This is a genomic window from Polaromonas sp. (genome assembly GCF_012927485.1).
Lineage (GTDB): Bacteria > Pseudomonadota > Gammaproteobacteria > Burkholderiales > Burkholderiaceae_C > Polaromonas.
This window is the reverse complement of sequence record NZ_JABBPC010000024.1, coordinates 80,274-99,270: the sequence shown is the minus strand read 5'-3', so window position 1 is coordinate 99,270 and position 18,997 is coordinate 80,274. Positions and strand designations below refer to the sequence as shown.

The window sequence follows — 18,997 nt, the reverse complement described above, 5'->3', positions numbered from 1 at the left end:
ACGTGTCGATCACCGTCAAGCTGATCAACCCGATTGCCATGGAAGAAGGCCTGCGCTTCGCTATTCGCGAAGGCGGAAAAACCGTTGGTGCTGGCGTTGTCGCCAAAATCATCGCCTGATTATTGTTGAAGTGATTAGTGATTTGATGCAGGGGTATAGCTCAATTGGCAGAGCGTCGGTCTCCAAAACCGAAGGTTGATGGTTCGATTCCTTCTGCCCCTGCCACCCGGGTTTTGATAGTTATCGATGCCGCAGGTGGTTTAAAGAGATGAAAGCAGGCCTACCGGGAGTCAAAAGCTCCGGGTGGGTTTAGGCGTCTTAAGAGACGAATGAAGATTGAACAGGAAATCCGGTAATCATGGCCTCTTCTCAAGTTGAAACCGTTAGTACCAATGCCGATAAAGCTAAGCTCGGTTTAGCAGTCGTGCTGGTTCTGGCTTCCCTTGCAGGTTTTTACCTGATGAGCAGGCAGGGCCAGATTGCCCAGTGGAGCACCCTGGTTGGCGGATTGGTGGCGGCTGTGGTCGTTTTTCTGTCCTCGGAAGTGGGTAAGCAGTTTTTGTCTTTCGGGCGAGACTCCTGGCGCGAGGTCAAAAAAGTTGTCTGGCCTTCCCGTAAAGAGACGATGCAAATGACGGCCTACGTGTTTGCTTTTGTGGTGGTGATGGCGTTGTTTTTGTGGCTCACCGATAAGACCCTCGAGTGGGTGTTTTACGATCTGATCCTGGGATGGAAGAAATAATGACCGATCTAAATGACGCTGTAGTCAGTGAAGTTGCGGCAGGTACATCCCTCACGCCGACTCCCGGCATGCAGTGGTATGTCGTGCATGCTTATTCCGGCATGGAAAAAGCGGCCGAGCGCAATATTGTCGAGCGCATCAACCGTGCCGGCATGCAGTCCAAGTTCGGCCGTTTTCTGGTGCCCACTGAAGAGGTGGTCGAGATCAAGAACGGTCAGAAGAAGACAACGGAGCGCCGTTTCTTTCCGGGTTATGTGCTGGTTGAGATGGTCATGGATGACGAAACCTGGCATTTGGTCAAGCACACCAACAAGGTCACAGGATTTGTCGGTGGCGCCAAGAATCGCCCTGCTCCGATTTCCGACGAAGACGTCCAGAAAATCGTGAGCCAGATGCAGGTAGGCACCGAAAAGCCACGCCACAAGGTTGAATTTGAAACGGGTGAGTATGTCCGGGTCAAGGATGGCCCATTCACCGACTTCAACGGTACCGTGGAAGAAGTCAACTACGACAAAAACAGAGTGCGCGTGTCGGTCACGATTTTCGGACGTGCTACGCCGGTAGAACTCGAGTTCAGTCAGATCGAAAAAACTTAAGTCGTCCTGCTTTTGTAGGGTGATTGTCGGCAGGCTAGACACCTGACCTTTGGAAAAATTTCGCGCTTTTCAACTCGGCGCGGATGATTCGCTTGAATCATTATTGAGTTGTTTAACCCCGGGGAGCCTGAGACTGTTTTCAAACAGTGCCAGGCGTTACAACCCGCAAGGAGAAAAGTATGGCGAAAAAAATCGTCGGTTTCGTCAAGCTGCAAGTGCCAGCTGGCAAAGCTAATCCATCGCCCCCAATCGGTCCGGCACTGGGTCAGCGCGGCTTGAACATCATGGAGTTCTGCAAGGCATTCAATGCCCAGACCCAGGGTGTTGAGCCCGGTCTGCCGCTGCCTGTGGTGATCACCGCCTACGCCGACAAAAGCTTTACCTTCATCATCAAGACGCCTCCGGCTGTCACGCTGATCAAGAAAGCCATCAAGCTCGACAAGGGCTCCGCCACGCCGCAATCCGTCAAGGTTGGCAAGATTACCCGCGCTCAGCTGGAAGAAATAGCTAAAACAAAAATGAAAGATATGACTGCTGCCGATCTCGACGCTGCAGTTCGTACTATTGCCGGTTCTGCCCGTTCCATGGGTGTGACTGTAGAAGGGGTTGTATGAGCAAGCTGACCAAACGCCAAAAAGCTGTCGGCGATAAAATCGACAGCAACAAGTTGTACGCGTTGCCTGATGCGTTGGGGCTTGTAAAAGAGTTCGCCGTCGCCAAATTCGATGAGTCCATCGATGTGGCCGTGCAACTCGGTATTGACGCCAAGAAATCTGACCAGGTCGTACGTGGCGCTGTCGTGTTGCCCAACGGTACCGGCAAAGTGAAGCGCGTTGCGGTGTTTGCACAGGGTGCCAAAGCCGAGGAAGCTAAAGCCGCCGGCGCCGATATCGTCGGTATGGATGATCTGGCTGCCGACATCAAAGCAGGCAAGATGGATTTCGACGTCGTTATAGCGTCTCCTGATGCCATGCGGATTGTGGGTACCTTGGGTCAGATTCTGGGCCCACGTGGTCTGATGCCCAACCCCAAGGTCGGCACCGTGACACCCGATGTGGCGACCGCTGTTAAAAACGCCAAGGCTGGCCAGGTCCAGTTCCGCGTCGACAAGGCCGGTATCGTGCACAGCACCATTGGTCGTCGTTCGTTTGAAACTGCCAAGCTGCAAGGTAATCTGGCCGCATTGATTGATGCGCTGATCAAAGCCAAGCCCGCTACGACCAAAGGGGTGTATTTGAAGAAAGTAGCAGTTTCGTCAACGATGGGTGTGGGCGTGCGCGTCGACACGCAAACCATCGCGGCGTGATTGTAAAAATTTGGATGGCTTGCAAGAGCTATCCAATGTGGTGGGCTGTCGGGGTTTAACTCCGGCAGGTCATCCAAGACCGTTGGCGTGCCAGCTCGAATGAAACAGGTTTGAGCTAAGCACTTAATCGAAAGACAGCCAACGCAGATGGCGGTCCCGCTGCAGATGGTTTTTAAAAGAATCTGAAACAGTTGGTCGCTGAATATGAGCGTGTAGAACGGTAGCAGCGAAAGCTGAAACTTGACGACACATTTTTAAGGAGTAGACCTTGAGTCTCAATCGCAGTGAGAAACAAGCAGTCATTGATGAAGTGACCGGACTCGCCGCAAAAGCTCAAACGCTCGTGATGGCGGAATACCGTGGCATCACGGTCGCTGACATGACCAAGCTGCGCAGCCAAGCCCGCGACAAAGGCGTGACCCTGAGTGTTCTAAAGAACACCCTGGCTCGCCGTGCCGTGGTTGGTAGCGCATTCGAAGTCGTATCCGACCAGATGACCGGTCCGTTGATCTACGGTTTTTCCACAGATGCTGTAGCGGCTGCGAAAGTAGTTGCTGACTTCGCGAAAACCAATGACAAGTTGGTGATTCGCGGTGGTGCATTCGGTGGCAAACCCCTGGACGTGAACGGCGTGAAGCAACTGGCAAGCATTCCTTCCAAGGACGTGTTGTTGGCTATGTTGTGTGGCTTGCTGATGTCGCCGATGTCGCGTACTGCCGTGGTGTTAGCCGCGCTGGCAGCGAAAAAAGGTGGCGGCGACGGTTCGGCAGAGGCCTTAGAGCCGATTGTCGAAGCCGCAGCGGCGTAACTTGTACCCAACTTTTTAGGAAATCAAAATGGCATTCGATAAAGACGCATTTTTGACCGCGCTGGATAGCATGACGGTCCTCGAACTCAACGATCTGGTGAAAGCCATCGAAGAGAAATTTGGTGTGAGCGCAGCCGCCATGGCCGCTCCCGCTGCTGGTGGCGGCGCTGGTGCTGCGGCGGTTGAAGAGAAGACCGACTTCAATGTCGTGCTGCTCGAAGTTGGCCCGAACAAAGTGTCGGTCATCAAGGCAGTTCGCGAACTCACCGGTCTGGGCCTCAAAGAAGCCAAAGACTTGGTGGATGGCGCGCCGAAGAACGTTAAGGAAGGCGCTCCAAAAGCTGACGCAGAAGCGGCCAAGAAGAAGCTTGAGGAAGCTGGTGCGAAAGTCGAACTCAAGTAATCCTTGTGTTTGCGAAGGCTGGAAGACCTTATCGGGCTTCCAGCCTTTCGTGTTTCAAGGAGCGCACCGCAAAGTCTGCAGATAAGCTCTTGTTACGGGCACTTAGCAGCACTAAAGAGAAAGCAGCTTCCTTTTTTTGATATTTGATATTGTTTGGAAATACTGGAAAAAAGATTGTCACAGTCTTTTTTCCAGTATTTTCTGACCCCGACTGCAGAAAATGCCTTGGTTCGGGTGACGTGCAATGCGTCACCGTCCGCCATGGTTGGTAGTGGCCAACCACCAAGCCTGCCTGAATACGTGGTGTATTCGGGCACGAGAGTCACCAGAGCCCATAAACGCGGAGAACTCATGGCCTATTCTTATACTGAACGTAAACGCATCCGCAAAAGCTTCGGCAACCGCGAAAGCGTGTTGCCTGTTCCCTACTTGCTGCAAATGCAGAAAGATGCCTACACGGCGTTCCTGCAAGCTGATCGTGCGCCGAAGAAGCGCACCGTCGAGGGTTTACAGGCGGCGTTTGAAAACGCTTTTCCTATCGTCTCGCACAACGGTTTTGTGGAGATGAAATTCATCGAGTACAACTTGGCCAAGCCGGCATTCGACGTGCGTGAATGCCAGACCCGTGGTCTGACGTTCGCTTCGGCGGTACGTGCCAAAGTTCAGCTAATCATTTATGACCGCGAGTCCTCCACGTCGCAGTCCAAGGTTGTCAAGGAAGTTAAAGAGCAGGAGGTCTACATGGGCGAAGTGCCGCTCATGACCGACAAAGGTTCTTTCGTGATCAACGGGACCGAGCGCGTGATCGTGTCCCAGCTGCACCGCTCGCCCGGCGTGTTTTTTGAGCACGACAAGGGCAAAACCCATAGCTCTGGCAAACTGCTGTTTTCAGCTCGCATCATTCCTTACCGTGGTTCCTGGCTCGATTTCGAGTTCGACCCAAAGGACGTGCTGTACTTCCGTGTTGACCGTCGCCGCAAGATGCCGGTTACGATTCTGCTGAAGGCGATCGGACTGAACCCGGAATCCATCCTGGCCAATTTCTTTGTGTTCGACAACTTCCGCTTGATGGACAGTGGGGCTCAGTTGGAATTTGTTGCCGAGCGTATGCGGGGTGAGGTCGCCCGCTTCGATATTACCGACAAAGCCGGTAAAGTCGTGGTGGCGAAAGACAAGCGCATCACGGTTCGCCACACCCGCGAACTTGAGCAAAGCGGCACCACCAGCATCAGCGTGCCAGAGGATTTTCTGGTGGGCCGTGTTGTCGCCAAGAATATTGTGGACGCCGAGACTGGCGAGATCATTGCCAAGGCCAACGATGAGTTGACTGAAGCGCTGCTGAAAAAGTTGCGCGTGTCCGGCGTGCAGGATCTGCAGGTTCTGTACACCAACGAACTTGATCAGGGCGCTTACATCTCACAAACCCTGCGTGCCGATGAAACGGCGGACGACTTTGCAGCGCGTGTGGCCATCTACCGCATGATGCGCCCTGGCGAGCCGCCAACGGAAGACGCCGTTCAAGCGCTGTTTCAGCGCCTGTTTTACAACCCGGACACCTACGATCTGTCCCGGGTCGGTCGCATGAAATTTAATGCCCGCGTGGGTCGGGAGACCTCCACCGGGCCCATGGTCATGACCAACGAGGACATCCTCGCGGTGGTCAAGATCCTGGTCGACTTGCGTAACGGCAACGGTCAGGTCGATGACATCGACCACCTCGGCAATCGCCGCGTGCGTTGTGTCGGCGAACTCGCTGAAAACCAGTACCGCACCGGGCTGGCGCGTATCGAGAAGGCTGTGAAAGAGCGCCTGGGGCAGGCCGAGCAAGAGCCTCTGATGCCGCATGACCTGATCAACAGCAAACCAATTTCGGCGGCTCTTAAAGAGTTCTTTGGCGCTTCGCAACTGTCGCAGTTCATGGACCAGACCAACCCGCTGGCGGAAATCACCCACAAGCGTCGTGTTTCTGCCCTTGGCCCCGGTGGTTTGACCCGCGAACGTGCAGGCTTTGAAGTGCGTGACGTGCACGTGACCCATTACGGTCGTGTCTGTCCGATCGAAACGCCTGAAGGTCCGAATATCGGTTTGATCAACTCGCTGGCCTTGTACGCTCGCCTCAACGAATACGGGTTCATTGAAACGCCGTACCGTCGTGTGATGGACAGCAAGGTTACCCACCAGATCGACTACTTGTCAGCCATTGAAGAAGGCAAGTACGTGATTGCGCAGGCCAACGCGGCGTTAGACAAGGACGGCACGCTAACGGGCGATTTGGTGTCTGCCCGTGAAAACGGAGAGTCCGTGCTGGTCGGTGCCGAGCGTATCCAGTACATGGATGTATCACCGGCGCAAATTGTTTCGGTAGCGGCTTCTCTCGTGCCTTTTCTTGAGCACGACGATGCCAACCGGGCGCTGATGGGCGCGAATATGTCCCGCCAAGCAGTGCCTGTACTGCGACCAGAAAAGCCGCTGGTGGGTACCGGCATCGAGCGCGTCGCTGCTGTGGATTCCGGGACGGTGGTGACTGCCACCCGTGGCGGGGTCGTGGACTACGTTGATGCAACGCGTATCGTGGTGCGCGTGAATGACGCAGAGGCACTGGCGGGCGAGGTCGGGGTGGATATTTACAACCTGATCAAATACCAGCGGTCCAATCAGAACACCAATATCCATCAACGTCCCATCGTCAAGATGGGCGACAAGCTGGCAAAGGGTGACGTGATTGCTGACGGCGCATCGACCGACCTCGGCGAAATCGCGATTGGCCAAAATATGCTGATCGGGTTCATGCCTTGGAACGGCTACAACTTCGAAGATTCGATTCTGATTTCCGAGCGCGTAGTGTCCGAAGACCGCTACACCTCGATTCATATCGAAGAACTCGTTGTCATGGCGCGCGACACCAAGCTGGGCTCCGAAGAGATCACCAGGGATATTCCAAACCTGTCCGAACAACAACTCAACCGTCTGGACGAATCTGGCATCATTTATGTCGGTGCCGAAGTTCAGCCGGGCGACACGCTGGTAGGCAAGGTCACGCCAAAAGGCGAGACCACGTTGACGCCAGAAGAAAAGCTGTTGCGTGCCATCTTCGGCGAAAAAGCCAGCGATGTGAAAGACACCTCGCTGCGTGTGAGCCAGGGTTCCCAAGGTACCGTGATCGACGTGCAGGTTTTCACCCGTGAAGGCATCGTGCGTGACAAGCGCGCGCAGCAGATCATCGACGACGAACTGAAACGTTTCCGGCTCGACCTGAACGACCAGCTTCGGATTGTGGAAGCCGACGCGTTTGATCGTATCGAAAAGCTTCTCACTGGCAAGGTGGCCAACGGTGGACCGAAAAAGCTCTCCAAAGGCAGCAAGATCGACAAAGCCTATCTGGCCGACGTTGAGAAGTTCCACTGGTTTGACATTCGCCCTGCGGATGATGACGTGGCGGCACAGCTTGAGAGCATCAAGAACTCGATGGAGCAAACGCGTCACAGCTTTGACCTGGCTTTCGAAGAAAAGCGCAAGAAACTCACGCAAGGCGACGAGTTGCCATCCGGTGTTCTCAAGATGGTCAAGGTGTACCTGGCTGTCAAACGCCGTCTGCAACCCGGCGACAAAATGGCGGGCCGTCACGGTAACAAGGGCGTGGTCTCCAAGATCGTTCCGATTGAAGATATGCCTCATATGGCCGACGGCACGCCATGCGACATCGTGCTGAATCCGCTCGGCGTGCCTTCCCGCATGAACGTGGGGCAGGTGCTCGAGGTCCATTTGGGCTGGGCTGCAAAGGGCCTTGGACGGCGCATTGGGGACATGCTGCAAGCCGAGTCCAAAGTCGCCGAACTGCGCAAGTTCATGGACACGATCTATAACAAATCGGGTCGTTCCGAAGACTTGGCCAATCTGTCGGATACCGACATCCTTGAGATGGCTCGCAACCTGACAACCGGCGTGCCTTTCGCAACGCCTGTGTTCGATGGCGCGACGGAAGAGGACATCATGACGATGCTGCAACTGGCTTACCCTGCCGATATCGCCGAGGCCAAGGGATTGACCGCGACCCGGACCCAGGCACAGCTGTATGACGGGCGCACAGGAGACGCGTTCGAGCGGACGACCACCGTGGGGTACATGCACTTCCTGAAACTGCACCACTTGGTAGACGACAAAATGCACGCGCGCTCAACCGGGCCTTACTCGCTGGTTACCCAGCAGCCTCTTGGCGGTAAAGCGCAATTTGGTGGCCAGCGTTTCGGCGAGATGGAAGTCTGGGCACTGGAAGCTTACGGTGCCGCCTACACGCTGCAGGAAATGCTCACTGTCAAGTCAGACGACGTGCAGGGCCGGACCAAGGTTTACGAAAGCATTGTCAAGGGCGAGCATGCGATTACCGCAGGGATGCCCGAGTCGTTTAACGTGCTGGTGAAGGAAATTCGCTCGCTCGGTATCGACATGGAACTCGAACGCAGCTAAACAGCGGACAAGAAAAGGATTTAACACAATGAAATCATTACTCGACCTGTTCAAGCAATTCACGCCGGATGAGCATTTCGATGCCATCAAGATCGGCATGGCCTCACCAGAGAAGATCCGTTCGTGGTCTTTCGGTGAAGTCAAGAAGCCTGAAACCATTAACTACCGGACTTTCAAGCCCGAGCGCGATGGTCTCTTTTGCGCCAAGATTTTTGGCCCTATCAAGGACTACGAATGCCTGTGCGGTAAGTACAAACGCCTCAAGCACCGCGGTGTCATCTGCGAGAAGTGCGGCGTTGAAGTTACGCAAACCAAGGTCCGCCGTGAGCGCATGGGTCACATTGACCTGGCCGCCCCCTGCGCGCACATCTGGTTTCTGAAGTCGCTGCCGTCGCGTTTAGGCTTGGTACTCGACATGACGCTGCGCGACATCGAACGCGTGTTGTATTTCGAAGCTTACGTTGTGACCGATCCTGGCATGACCCCGCTGAAGAAGTTCAGCATCATGTCGGAAGACGATTACGACGCCAAGCGCAAGGAATACGGCGACGAGTACACCGCCAAGATGGGTGCCGAGGGCATCAAGGACTTGCTCGAAGGCTTGGATATCGATGTTGAAATCGACAAGCTGCGCAACGACCTGACCGGTTCTGAAATCAAGATCAAGAAAAACGCCAAGCGCTTGAAATTGATGGAAGGATTCAAGAAGTCCGGTATCAAGCCCGGCTGGATGGTGCTGGACGTGCTGCCCGTGCTGCCGCCGGATCTGCGTCCGCTGGTGCCGCTGGACGGCGGCCGCTTTGCGACCTCCGACCTGAACGATCTGTATCGCCGCGTCATCAACCGCAACAGCCGTCTGCGCCGTTTGCTGGAATTGAAAGCGCCCGAAATCATTGCCCGCAACGAAAAGCGCATGCTGCAAGAGGCGGTGGACTCGTTGCTCGACAACGGCCGCCGCGGCAAAGCCATGACCGGCGCCAACAAGCGCGCGCTCAAATCGCTGGCCGACATGATCAAAGGCAAGTCAGGCCGTTTCCGCCAGAACTTGCTGGGCAAACGCGTCGACTATTCCGGTCGTTCCGTGATTACCGTGGGTCCGACGCTCAAACTGCACCAATGCGGTTTGCCGAAGCTGATGGCGCTGGAGTTGTTCAAACCCTTCATCTTTGCCCAGTTGGAAGTGCGCGGGATTGCCACCACCATCAAGGCGGCGAAGAAGGAAGTCGAATCCGGTACGGCGGTCGTCTGGGACATTCTGGAAGAGGTCATCAAAGAGCATCCTGTGATGCTGAACCGTGCGCCCACGCTGCACCGGCTCGGTATCCAGGCTTTTGAGCCGATTCTGATCGAAGGCAAGGCAATTCAGCTGCACCCGCTGGTTTGTTCTGCCTTTAACGCCGACTTCGACGGTGACCAGATGGCTGTGCACGTGCCGCTGTCAGTGGAGGCGCAGATGGAATGCCGCACCCTGATGCTGGCATCGAACAACATTTTGTTCCCTGCTAACGGCGAGCCCTCCATCGTTCCGTCGCAAGACGTGGTGCTCGGCTTGTATTACACGACCCGGGACCGCACCAATGGCAAGGGCGAAGGGCTGATCTTTTCCGACACCGGCGAAGTGCGCCGCGCCTTCGACGCGGGCGAGCTTGACTTGAATGCCCGTATCAGCGTGCGCCTGACCGAGTGGATCAAGGACAAGGAAACCGCCGAGTTTGTGCCCTCGACCAAACTGTGGGAAACCACGGGCGGCCGTGCACTGCTGTCCGAAATCCTGCCCAAGGGACTGCCTTTTTCCAACATCAACAAGGCGTTGAAGAAGAAGGAAATTTCCAAGCTCATCAATGTGTCTTTCCGCAAGTGCGGCCTGAAAGAGACCGTTGTGTTTGCGGACAAGCTGCTGCAGTCGGGCTTCCGACTGGCGACTAAAGCCGGCATTTCGATCTGCATCGAAGACATGCTGGTGCCCAAAGAGAAGCACAACATCATTGCCCACGCTCAGAAAGAAGTCAAAGAGATCGAGCAGCAATATGTCTCCGGTCTGGTGACTGCGGGCGAGCGCTATAACAAGGTGGTGGACATCTGGGGCAAGTCGGGTGACGAAGTTTCCAAGGTGATGATGGCCCAGCTCTCGAAAGAGTTTGTGACCGATCGCCATGGCAAGCAGGTCGAGCAGGAGTCTTTCAACTCCATCTACATGATGGCCGACTCCGGCGCCCGGGGTTCTGCAGCGCAGATTCGGCAGGTCGCTGGCATGCGCGGTTTGATGGCCAAGCCGGATGGCTCCATCATCGAAACGCCTATTACCGCCAACTTCCGCGAAGGTCTGAATGTGCTGGAGTATTTCATCTCCACCCACGGCGCCCGTAAAGGTCTGGCCGACACGGCGTTGAAAACGGCGAACTCTGGCTACCTCACACGACGCCTGTGCGACGTGGTGCAGGATCTGGTGGTGACGGAAGACGACTGCGGCACGCAAGAAGGCTCCCTGATGCGCGCCATCGTCGAGGGTGGTGAAGTCATCGAATCGCTGCGTGACCGTATTCTCGGACGCACCGCGGTAGAAGACATCTTGCATCCTGAAAATCGGGCGGTCCTGGCCAAAGCCGGCGTCATGCTTGACGAGGACCTGATCGAGGAACTCGAAGCTGCCGGCGTGGACGAAGTCAAGGTGCGTACTGCGCTGACCTGCGAAACCCGCTTCGGCCTGTGCGCCAAGTGCTATGGTCGCGACCTGGGTCGTGGTGGCTTGATCAATATCGGTGAAGCGGTCGGTATCATCGCCGCGCAGTCGATTGGTGAGCCCGGAACGCAGCTGACGATGCGGACCTTCCACATCGGTGGTGCCGCATCGCGTGCCGCGATTGCCTCCAGTGTCGAAGCCAAGTCGAATGGTGTGATCGGGTTTAACGCACCGATGCGCTATGTGACCAACGGCAAAGGCGATCTGGTCGTGATTGCCCGTTCTGGCGAGATCGTTATTCAGGACGAGCATGGTCGTGAGCGTGAGCGTCACAAGGTGCCTTACGGCGCGACACTCACGGTGAAGGTTGACCAGACCATCAAGGCTGGCGCCATTCTGGCCAATTGGGATCCGCTGACACGCCCGATCATTACCGAATTTGCCGGTAAGGTTCTTTTCGAGAACGTGGAAGACGGCGTCACGGTAGCGAAGCAGGTCGACGATGTGACCGGTTTGTCCACCTTGGTGGTGATCGATCCCAAGCGTCGCGGCGCGACCAAGGTGATCCGGCCTCAGGTCAAACTTCTTGACGGCGCCGGCAATGAAGTCAAGATTCCAGGCACCGATCACTCGGTGACGATTGGCTTCCAGATCGGCGCGCTGGTCCAAGTGCGCGACGGTCAGGACGTGGGCCCAGGCGAAGTGCTGGCCCGTATCCCGATTGAGGGCCAGAAGACCCGGGACATTACCGGCGGTTTGCCGCGAGTGGCCGAACTGTTCGAAGCCCGCACACCGAAAGACAAGGGCACGCTGGCCGAGATGACGGGGACCGTGTCGTTTGGTAAAGAAACCAAGGGCAAGGTGCGCCTGCAAATTACCGATCCCGAAGGCAAGGTCTGGGAAGACCTCGTTCCGAAGGAAAAGAACATCCTGGTGCACGAAGGCCAAGTGGTGAACAAAGGCGAATCCATTGTGGACGGCCCCGCCGATCCGCAAGACATCCTGCGCTTGCTGGGTGTGGCAGAGCTGGCCCGCTATATCGTCGACGAAGTGCAGGACGTGTACCGTCTGCAAGGTGTGAAGATCAACGACAAGCACATCGAAGTGATTGTTCGCCAGATGCTGCGCCGTGTGGTGGTCGAAAACGTTGGCGATTCCAGCTACATCGCCGGGGAACAGGTCGAGCGTTCCGCCATGTTGGACGCCAACGACGCCCTGCGTGCCAACGACAAGATCCCGGCCACCTTTAGCAACTTGCTGCTTGGTATTACCAAGGCGTCGCTGTCGACCGACTCGTTTATTTCCGCGGCTTCCTTCCAGGAAACCACCCGCGTGCTCACCGAAGCTGCCATCATGGGCAAGCGCGACGAGCTCCGTGGTCTGAAAGAAAACGTGATCGTCGGCCGTCTGATTCCTGCCGGTACCGGCATGGCTTATCACAAAGCACGCAACGCCAAGGACTTGATGGATGACGCGGAGCGCCGCGCCATTGCCGAGACCGAAGCGGCGGAGCTTGAGGCGATGCATGCGGAAACCACCGGTGAGAGTGCTGCGACGGAGTAAGCCAGCAGCCCACTCTTCACCGCCTTAAAAGCGTCAAGCCCCCCACCTCGCAAAGGTGTGGGGCTTTTCTTCAGGCGCCGCCAAATGAACCTCGTCTCGCCCGAAAACTTTGAAAAAATGCAGCGTTGGGGCAATCGGTAGTGTCGTAACCAGCGGTCAAAACAATAATGAGCGGCAGGTTGGATGCAATTCGACTTGCCGAAACGCTTCAAAAAAGCGGTTAATCTCGCAGCAACCCTGGGCAAAGCTACCGTAAATCAGTACTGCCAGGTTGGCAGCCCCAGCTTCAAGGAATTTTTCTATGTCGATGAACACGCTTGTTTATATTACCTTGGCTTCATTGCTGGTTTTCTGGGCGGTCGGGGCCTATAACCGACTGGTGCGGCTTAAAAACATCATCGGTAATGCCTTCGGCCAGATCGATGTTCAACTCAAGCGCCGCTATGATCTGATCCCCAATCTGGTGGATGCCGCAAGGAAATATCTACAACATGAGCAGAGCACCCTTGAAGCAGTCATAGTAGCCCGCAATCAGGCCCGGACTGCCAGCGATGCGGTGCGAAGCCGCCCGGCCAATGCGAACGCCGTGACCGCCCTGGCTGTCGCCGAGCAGGCGCTCGATGGAAGCCTGGGGAGATTGTTTGCGGTAGCCGAGGCCTATCCCGAACTGAAGGCCGATCAGACCATTCGTGAGCTGAGCGAAGAATTGACCAGCACCGAAAACAAGGTCAGTTTTGCCCGACAAGCCTACAACGACGCCGTGCTGGATTTCAACAACGCGCAGGGGCAATTCCCGGCGTTGCTGATTGCCCGGCTGTTTGGCTTTGCGCCGTCGGCCATGCTGCGCGCCACTGAGAACGCGGCGGAGCGCCAAGCCGTCCGCATCCAGCTCTAATCACAACAATGCGTTTTTTTGACCGACAAGAAGAAGCTCGCACGCAAACCTTGCGCTTGCTATTGCTGTTTGGGTTAACGGTGTTGACGCTGCTGTTGGCCGTCAACGCCGCACTGGCGCTGGCTTGGCGCGTGGTGTCTCTTAACCATAGCGGCTATCCGGCCTATTTTTTTACCGTCAATACAGCGGTGATGCTGTTGTTTGTCGGGGGTGGCTGGTGGATGGAAACCTCCTCGCTGCAAGGCGACGGTGAAAAACTGGCGCGCCGGGTGGGTGCCCGCGAGGCTTGGCCTTCGCTGCGCGAGTCGGAGCAAAAGTTCTGCAACATCGTCAGTGAGTTGGCGATTGCAGCCAGCATGAAACCGCCCCGTCCCATGGTGCTCTCCGGGGAAGAGAGTATCAATGCCTTTGCCGCTGGCTGGGACGAAGACAATGCCGTAGTGGCCGTTACACAAGGGGCACTTGACGCCCTGACGCGAGAAGAGCTGCAAGGGCTGGTTGCCCACGAGTTCAGTCATTTGCGCGAAGGCGATACCCGGCTGAACATGCGCCTGGCGGGTATGGTGTCCGGATTGGAAATGATCTTCAATCTGGGCCGCACCATGTGCGAAGCCGATGACGACGGCCATCGCTCCTATCTCGCCTTGCCAGGGGTAGCGATCATCGGCGCCGGCTCTTTGGGCTGGCTGGCGGGGCGCGCCTTGAAGGCTGCCGTATCGCGCCAGCGCGAGTACTTGGCGGATGCGCGCGCCGTGCAGTTCACACGCAGCAAAGACGGACTGGGCGGGGTGCTGCGCAAGGTGGCGGGCCAGCAGTCGGGGTTCAACACGCGCAAGAGACTCCTGCAATGCGGGCTGCACCCCCTCGTTCAGCACATGCTGCTGGTGGATGGCAGCACGAAAACTCAGTGGTTTGCCAGTCATCCGCCCTTGGCCGAACGTATCCGCCGAATCTATGGCCGGCCGATGACCCCGCTGTTTGTGCGTCGCGATGACGAGGCGGTGACCCGGCCCGATGCCCTGTTTTGAATCGGATCAGCAGTAAGCCACGACTTGTCGGCCACATCAGTTTGAACCGGTTGGCGACTTCGCCGCACAGAATCCATAATGCACCCAGTGTCGTCCAAGCCTGGATGACTTCACGTCAATCTTCAATGGTTGGCTCTACGGAACCCATGCAAGACAACCCCTCCCAAGTTTCCCTTTGGCGCCAGCTTCAGGGCGCCGCTTCTATTTTGATGGCCGTTCGCGACGGTCAGTCCATGACGGCCGCATTGGAAGATGTTGACGCCACGCTGCGTCCCGGCGTGCAATCGCTGAGTTTTCATGTGCTGCGTTGGCTCGGCCGCGCGGAAGCCCTGCGGCAGCTACTGGTCAAACGGGCACCGCCGCCCGAGGCTGACGCGCTGCTGTGTGTGGCGCTGGCGCTGGCTTGGTCAGATTGTGAGGCGCCCTACACAACGCACACCCTGGTCGACCAGGCCGTCGAAGCCGCTAAACGCAGCGAAGCGACCCAGCACCAGGCCAGCTTTATCAACGGTTGCCTGCGGCGTTTTTTGCGTGAGCGGGACGAGTTGGTCGCGCTGACTGAAAAAAGTCCGCAAGCCGTGTGGAACCACCCGCAGTGGTGGATAGACAGAGTGCGCAAAGACCATCCGGCGCACTGGCAAGCTATTTTGCAGGCCAATAACAAACGGGCACCCCTGGTGCTGCGGATCAATCAACGAAAAACGACTCAGGCTGAGTATTTACGGGAACTGGAAGCTCTTAATATCGAAGCGTCTCCGGTCGGAAAGCAAGGCGTGATCCTGGATCTGGCACGTCCTGTGACCGCGCTGCCGGGCTTCGCCGAAGGACATTTTTCAGTCCAGGATGCGGCGGCCCAATTGGCGGCACCTTTGCTGCTGGAGGGTCTGGACAAGCCGACCCGCCCGCTCGTTACTTCACCTGCATCGCTGACATCCGAAGGGGCTGAACCTGCCGGGCGTGCCACTGCGCCTATCGAGCCTACGCGGCTTCGGATTCTCGACGCCTGCGCAGCCCCTGGCGGCAAGACAGCCCATTTACTGGAGCTGGCAGAGTGTGCGGTAACGGCGCTGGATATCGATGCCCGCCGCTGTGAGCGCATTGAGCAGAACCTCCAGCGTCTCGGCTTGCAGGCGACTATTGTGGTGGGCGACGCCCGTCGGCCTGACACCTGGTGGGATGGTCGGCTTTATGACGGCATCCTGTTGGATGCTCCCTGCACCGCGTCGGGAATCGTGCGGCGTCATCCGGATGTGCGCTGGCTGCGTCGGCCGACCGACATCGCCCAGCTGGCAGACATTCAGGCGCGCCTGCTCGACACCTTGTGGCCCCTGCTCAAACCCGGCGGGCGTATGCTTTATTGCACCTGTTCGGTTTTTAAGGCCGAAGGCGACAACCAGATACAAATGTTTGTTACGCACCACACCGACGCCCTATTAATGCCCTCTCCGGGGCATTTACTTCCCCAGAGTGGCCTTGAAACGTCGGTCTTCTCGGACAATCCGATGCGTGAACAGGATGGATTTTATTACGCGCTTCTTGAAAAAACCGGTCGTTAAGACTCTTGCACGGTTACTGCTGGGCTGTTGGTGGTCCGTCCTTCTGGCGCTAGGCCAAAGCGCCGCTTTTGCGACCGAGATTACCCAGTTGCGGGTGGAGCGTGCCGATGACGGAGTTTATCTGTCGGCCTTGGTCCGGTTTGACCTCACGCCCGTAGTGGAAGACGCCCTGCTCAAGGGAATTCCGATGTTTTTCGTGGTCGAGGTCGATATTTACCGGGACCGCTGGTACTGGACCGATCTCCGTGTGGCGAGTGCCGCCAGAACTTTGCGTCTAGCCTACCAACCCCTGACACGTCGCTGGCGCGTCAACATCGCCTCCGGGCTGATTAGCAGTTCTTCGGGCCTGCGCGCGACGCTGAATCAGAACTATGACACCTTGGCCGAAGCCTTGTCTGCCATTCAGCGCGTGGCGCGCTGGAAGATCGCCGAGGCGTCCGACTTGGACCCGGATGCGGTGCACAAACTCAACTTTAGTTTTCGACTCGATCTTTCTCAGTTGCCGCGGCCTTTCCAGATTGGCGTATCCGGACAGCGGGAATGGAATATTTCCGCGCAAGTTAAAGAGCGGCTGAAGCTGGAACACGCTGCGCCCCCCGGCGCCAGCACCGAGGGCACGCAGTGAGCCTTCCAGCCACCGGGACGTCGATAAAAAGCAGCCAAGCCTTTCGCTGGACCATAGGCGTGGGGGTCGGAGCCATGGTTGCCATGGGCCTGGTGCTGCTGTTTTTGCTAACGCAGGCGACAGATCAACGGCAACTCTACGAGCGCAATTACGAGCTATTGTTTGCGCTGAATATAGCGGTGGCGGGTCTTTTGTTCCTGGTGATTGGCTGGATCGTGTTGCGCTTGGGGCTGCGCCTTCACCGTGGCCGCTTTGGCAGCCGGCTGCTGGTCAAGCTGGCGGCGATCTTTGCGCTGGTCGGTCTGCTGCCAGGCCTGATGATTTATGTGGTGTCGTATCAGTTCGTTTCGCGCTCTATCGAGAGCTGGTTTGACGTGGAGGTGGAAGGCGCACTGGCGTCCGGCCTGAACCTGGGCCGTGCCACGCTGGACACCTTGGCTGCCGACCTGGCCAACAAAACGCGGCAGGCGGCCACACAACTTTCAGAAACCCCGGACGCCTTGACTGGCGTGACCGTCGAGCGGCTCCGCGACCAGTTGACAGCCAGCGACGTGATTCTTTGGAGCGCGTCGGGGCAAGTGATCGCCAGCGCGGGCGGCTCTCGGTTTTTACTGCAGCCCGAGCGCCCCTCGATTCAGCAACTCCGGAGTGCGCGCAATCAACGGGTTATCACGCAGATAGAAGGTCTCGACGAGGTAGTCCCCAGCGGTAACGGCGAGTTGACGGCCGGTCTCGGCGCTGCGGGCGCTGCAGCCAGCGCACCTAACATAGCGCCGCGCGTCAAAGCCATTGCCGTGGTGAATAATCCGAATGTGACTTTATTGGGAGATTCCCGCTTTTTGCAGGTGACTGCGGTGTTGCCTGCTGGGCTGGTGGCCAACGCCATCGCCGTTCAAGTGGCCAACCGCCAATACCAGGAGCGTGCGCTGGCGCGCGGCGGCCTGCGCAAAATGTATATCGGCACGCTCACGCTCAGTCTTTTTCTGGCTGTATTTGGCGCGGTGTTGCTGGCCGTGGTGCTGGGCAACCAACTTGCCAAGCCGTTGCTGCTGCTGGCCGAAGGTGTGAGGCAGGTGGCATTGGGCGACTTGACACCCAAAGCCGCCTTGCAAGGCAAGGACGAATTGGGGGGGCTGACGCGTTCGTTTGCCGACATGACGCAGCAATTGGCCGATGCCCGCTCGGCGGTGCAGCACAGCATGAGCCAGGTCGACGCTGCACGCTCCAACTTGCAGACCATCCTTGACAACCTCACCGCCGGGGTGATCGTGCTTGACGTCGCGGGCCGCATCCAGTCCAGCAATCCGGGCGCCACCCGCATTCTCCGCGCACCGCTGGCTACCTACCACGGCCAGCCGCTTGGCGAAGTCCCCGGTCTGGAGGTATTTGCCAAGGATGTGCTGGCCCAGTTTGCCGACTACCTCAACGACAACGCGCCACGCGAGCTAGCGCACTGGCAGCAATCGTTCGAACTCAATGCCGCCGGGCACAGTGCCCCCGACCAGGCCCTCACGTTGATTGCGCGCGGCGCAAAAATGCCCGGCACCGAGGAGTTCTTGCTGGTGTTCGACGATATTTCCGAAATGGTTTCGGCCCAGCGCGCGCAAGCCTGGGCTGAAGTGGCGCGCAGACTGGCCCACGAGATCAAAAACCCGCTCACTCCAATTCAGTTATCCGCGGAGCGCCTAGAGATGAAACTCACGGGTAAGGTGGGGGCGCCGGAGCAGGCGCTGCTCACCAAGTCCGTCAAGACCATCGTGGACCAGGTCGACGCCCTGAAGCGCCTCGTAAACGAATTTCGCGACTACGCCCGTCTGCCGGCGGCCGAACTCTTGCCCGTTGATCTCAACGCGCTCATCAACGAAGTGCTGCAGCTATACGCCAGCGAAAATGCGGTGGTTCCCGTCTACACCGAGCTCGACCCCACGGCCCCCTTAATTAGGGGCGACGCGCAACAGTTACGTCAAGTCATTCATAACCTGCTGCAAAACGCGCAGGATGCCCAGGAAGGCAGAGAAGGCGGCTACGTCACCGTCAAAACCGAGCACCTTGACAGCTCCAGGCGTGTGCGCCTGAGTGTGCGTGACAACGGGCCCGGTTTTCCCGAGTACATTCTCAAGCGCGCCTTTGAACCCTATGTCACCACCAAGCTTAAAGGCACCGGTCTGGGGCTGGCGGTGGTCAAGAAAATAGCCGACGAGCACAATGCACGCATCGACATTTCGAACCGCGTGGTGGACGGTAGCGTGCAAGGCGCGCAAGTATCGTTATCATTCGCAGCTGAGGCTTAGCAACGCCTCCCTATCCGCAACAACTCGCAGGGCAGCAATT

General features: G+C 57.3%; 14 protein-coding genes, 1 tRNA gene and 1 pseudogene. 15 read left to right on the top strand and 1 reads right to left on the bottom strand.

From position 1 onward, the window contains the following. From HHJ16_RS09760 to rplL, 8 genes and pseudogenes are all read left to right on the top strand, one after another. A pseudogene (locus tag HHJ16_RS09760) lies at positions 1-119 on the top strand (elongation factor Tu); the annotation flags it as partial. 30 nt (positions 120-149) lie between these two features. Next, positions 150-225 (top strand) — tRNA-Trp (locus tag HHJ16_RS09755). A gap of 133 nt (positions 226-358) precedes the next feature. Further along, entirely contained in the window at positions 359-742 is a 384-nt protein-coding gene (gene secE / locus HHJ16_RS09750) for a preprotein translocase subunit SecE (RefSeq protein WP_293642468.1), read from the top strand. Positions 743-810: 68 nt separating this feature from the next. Further along, a complete protein-coding gene (nusG, locus tag HHJ16_RS09745) occupies positions 811-1,338 on the top strand; it encodes a transcription termination/antitermination protein NusG (protein ID WP_293642472.1) in 528 nt (175 codons plus the stop codon). A 179-nt stretch (positions 1,339-1,517) separates the two neighbouring features. Beyond that, complete coding sequence (gene rplK / locus HHJ16_RS09740; protein ID WP_293642467.1) at positions 1,518-1,952, top strand: 50S ribosomal protein L11; 435 nt, start codon at positions 1,518-1,520, stop codon at positions 1,950-1,952. After that, the gene (rplA, locus tag HHJ16_RS09735) at positions 1,949-2,644 is read left to right on the top strand and encodes a 50S ribosomal protein L1 (RefSeq protein ID WP_293642466.1); all 696 of its coding nucleotides are present in this window, start codon (positions 1,949-1,951) and stop codon (positions 2,642-2,644) included. The genes rplK and rplA overlap by 4 nt, the downstream gene beginning before the upstream one ends. A 268-nt stretch (positions 2,645-2,912) precedes the next feature. Further along, positions 2,913-3,452 (top strand): 50S ribosomal protein L10, encoded by a 540-nt coding sequence (rplJ, locus tag HHJ16_RS09730; protein ID WP_293642465.1) that lies wholly within the window; start codon positions 2,913-2,915, stop codon positions 3,450-3,452. A 28-nt stretch (positions 3,453-3,480) separates the two neighbouring features. Continuing rightward, positions 3,481-3,855: a 50S ribosomal protein L7/L12 gene (gene rplL, locus HHJ16_RS09725; RefSeq protein ID WP_293642464.1), complete on the top strand. Its 375-nt coding sequence runs from the start codon at positions 3,481-3,483 to the stop codon at positions 3,853-3,855. Positions 3,856-3,947: 92 nt separating this feature from the next. Here the strand turns inward: rplL and HHJ16_RS09720 are convergent, their stop codons facing one another. After that, positions 3,948-4,208, bottom strand: a complete 261-nt coding sequence (locus HHJ16_RS09720; RefSeq protein WP_293642462.1) for a hypothetical protein — start codon at positions 4,206-4,208, stop codon at positions 3,948-3,950. Here HHJ16_RS09720 and rpoB point away from each other — a divergent pair. From rpoB to HHJ16_RS09685, 7 genes are all read left to right on the top strand, one after another. After that, a complete protein-coding gene (gene rpoB / locus HHJ16_RS09715; RefSeq protein WP_293642460.1) occupies positions 4,207-8,319 on the top strand; it encodes a DNA-directed RNA polymerase subunit beta in 4,113 nt (1,370 codons plus the stop codon). The two genes, HHJ16_RS09720 and rpoB, sit on opposite strands and share 2 nt — an antisense overlap. A 28-nt stretch (positions 8,320-8,347) precedes the next feature. Continuing rightward, entirely contained in the window at positions 8,348-12,562 is a 4,215-nt protein-coding gene (gene rpoC, locus HHJ16_RS09710; RefSeq protein WP_293642458.1) for a DNA-directed RNA polymerase subunit beta', read from the top strand. 301 nt (positions 12,563-12,863) lie between these two features. Continuing rightward, on the top strand, positions 12,864-13,457 hold the full coding sequence (locus tag HHJ16_RS09705; protein ID WP_293642456.1) for a LemA family protein: 594 nt from the start codon (positions 12,864-12,866) through the stop codon (positions 13,455-13,457). An 8-nt stretch (positions 13,458-13,465) separates the two neighbouring features. Further along, a complete protein-coding gene (locus HHJ16_RS09700) occupies positions 13,466-14,485 on the top strand; it encodes a M48 family metalloprotease (RefSeq protein ID WP_293642454.1) in 1,020 nt (339 codons plus the stop codon). Between the two features lie 146 nt (positions 14,486-14,631). Continuing rightward, complete coding sequence (rsmB, locus tag HHJ16_RS09695; RefSeq protein WP_293642452.1) at positions 14,632-16,041, top strand: 16S rRNA (cytosine(967)-C(5))-methyltransferase RsmB; 1,410 nt, start codon at positions 14,632-14,634, stop codon at positions 16,039-16,041. Next, the gene (locus HHJ16_RS09690; RefSeq protein WP_293642451.1) at positions 16,001-16,666 is read left to right on the top strand and encodes a DUF4390 domain-containing protein; all 666 of its coding nucleotides are present in this window, start codon (positions 16,001-16,003) and stop codon (positions 16,664-16,666) included. The genes rsmB and HHJ16_RS09690 overlap by 41 nt, the downstream gene beginning before the upstream one ends. Next, positions 16,663-18,957 carry an ATP-binding protein gene (locus HHJ16_RS09685; RefSeq protein ID WP_293642450.1) on the top strand — a complete coding sequence of 765 codons (2,295 nt, stop codon included), beginning with the start codon at positions 16,663-16,665 and terminating at the stop codon, positions 18,955-18,957. Before HHJ16_RS09690 ends, HHJ16_RS09685 begins: the two co-directional genes overlap by 4 nt. The last annotated feature ends 40 nt before the right edge of the window (positions 18,958-18,997 follow it).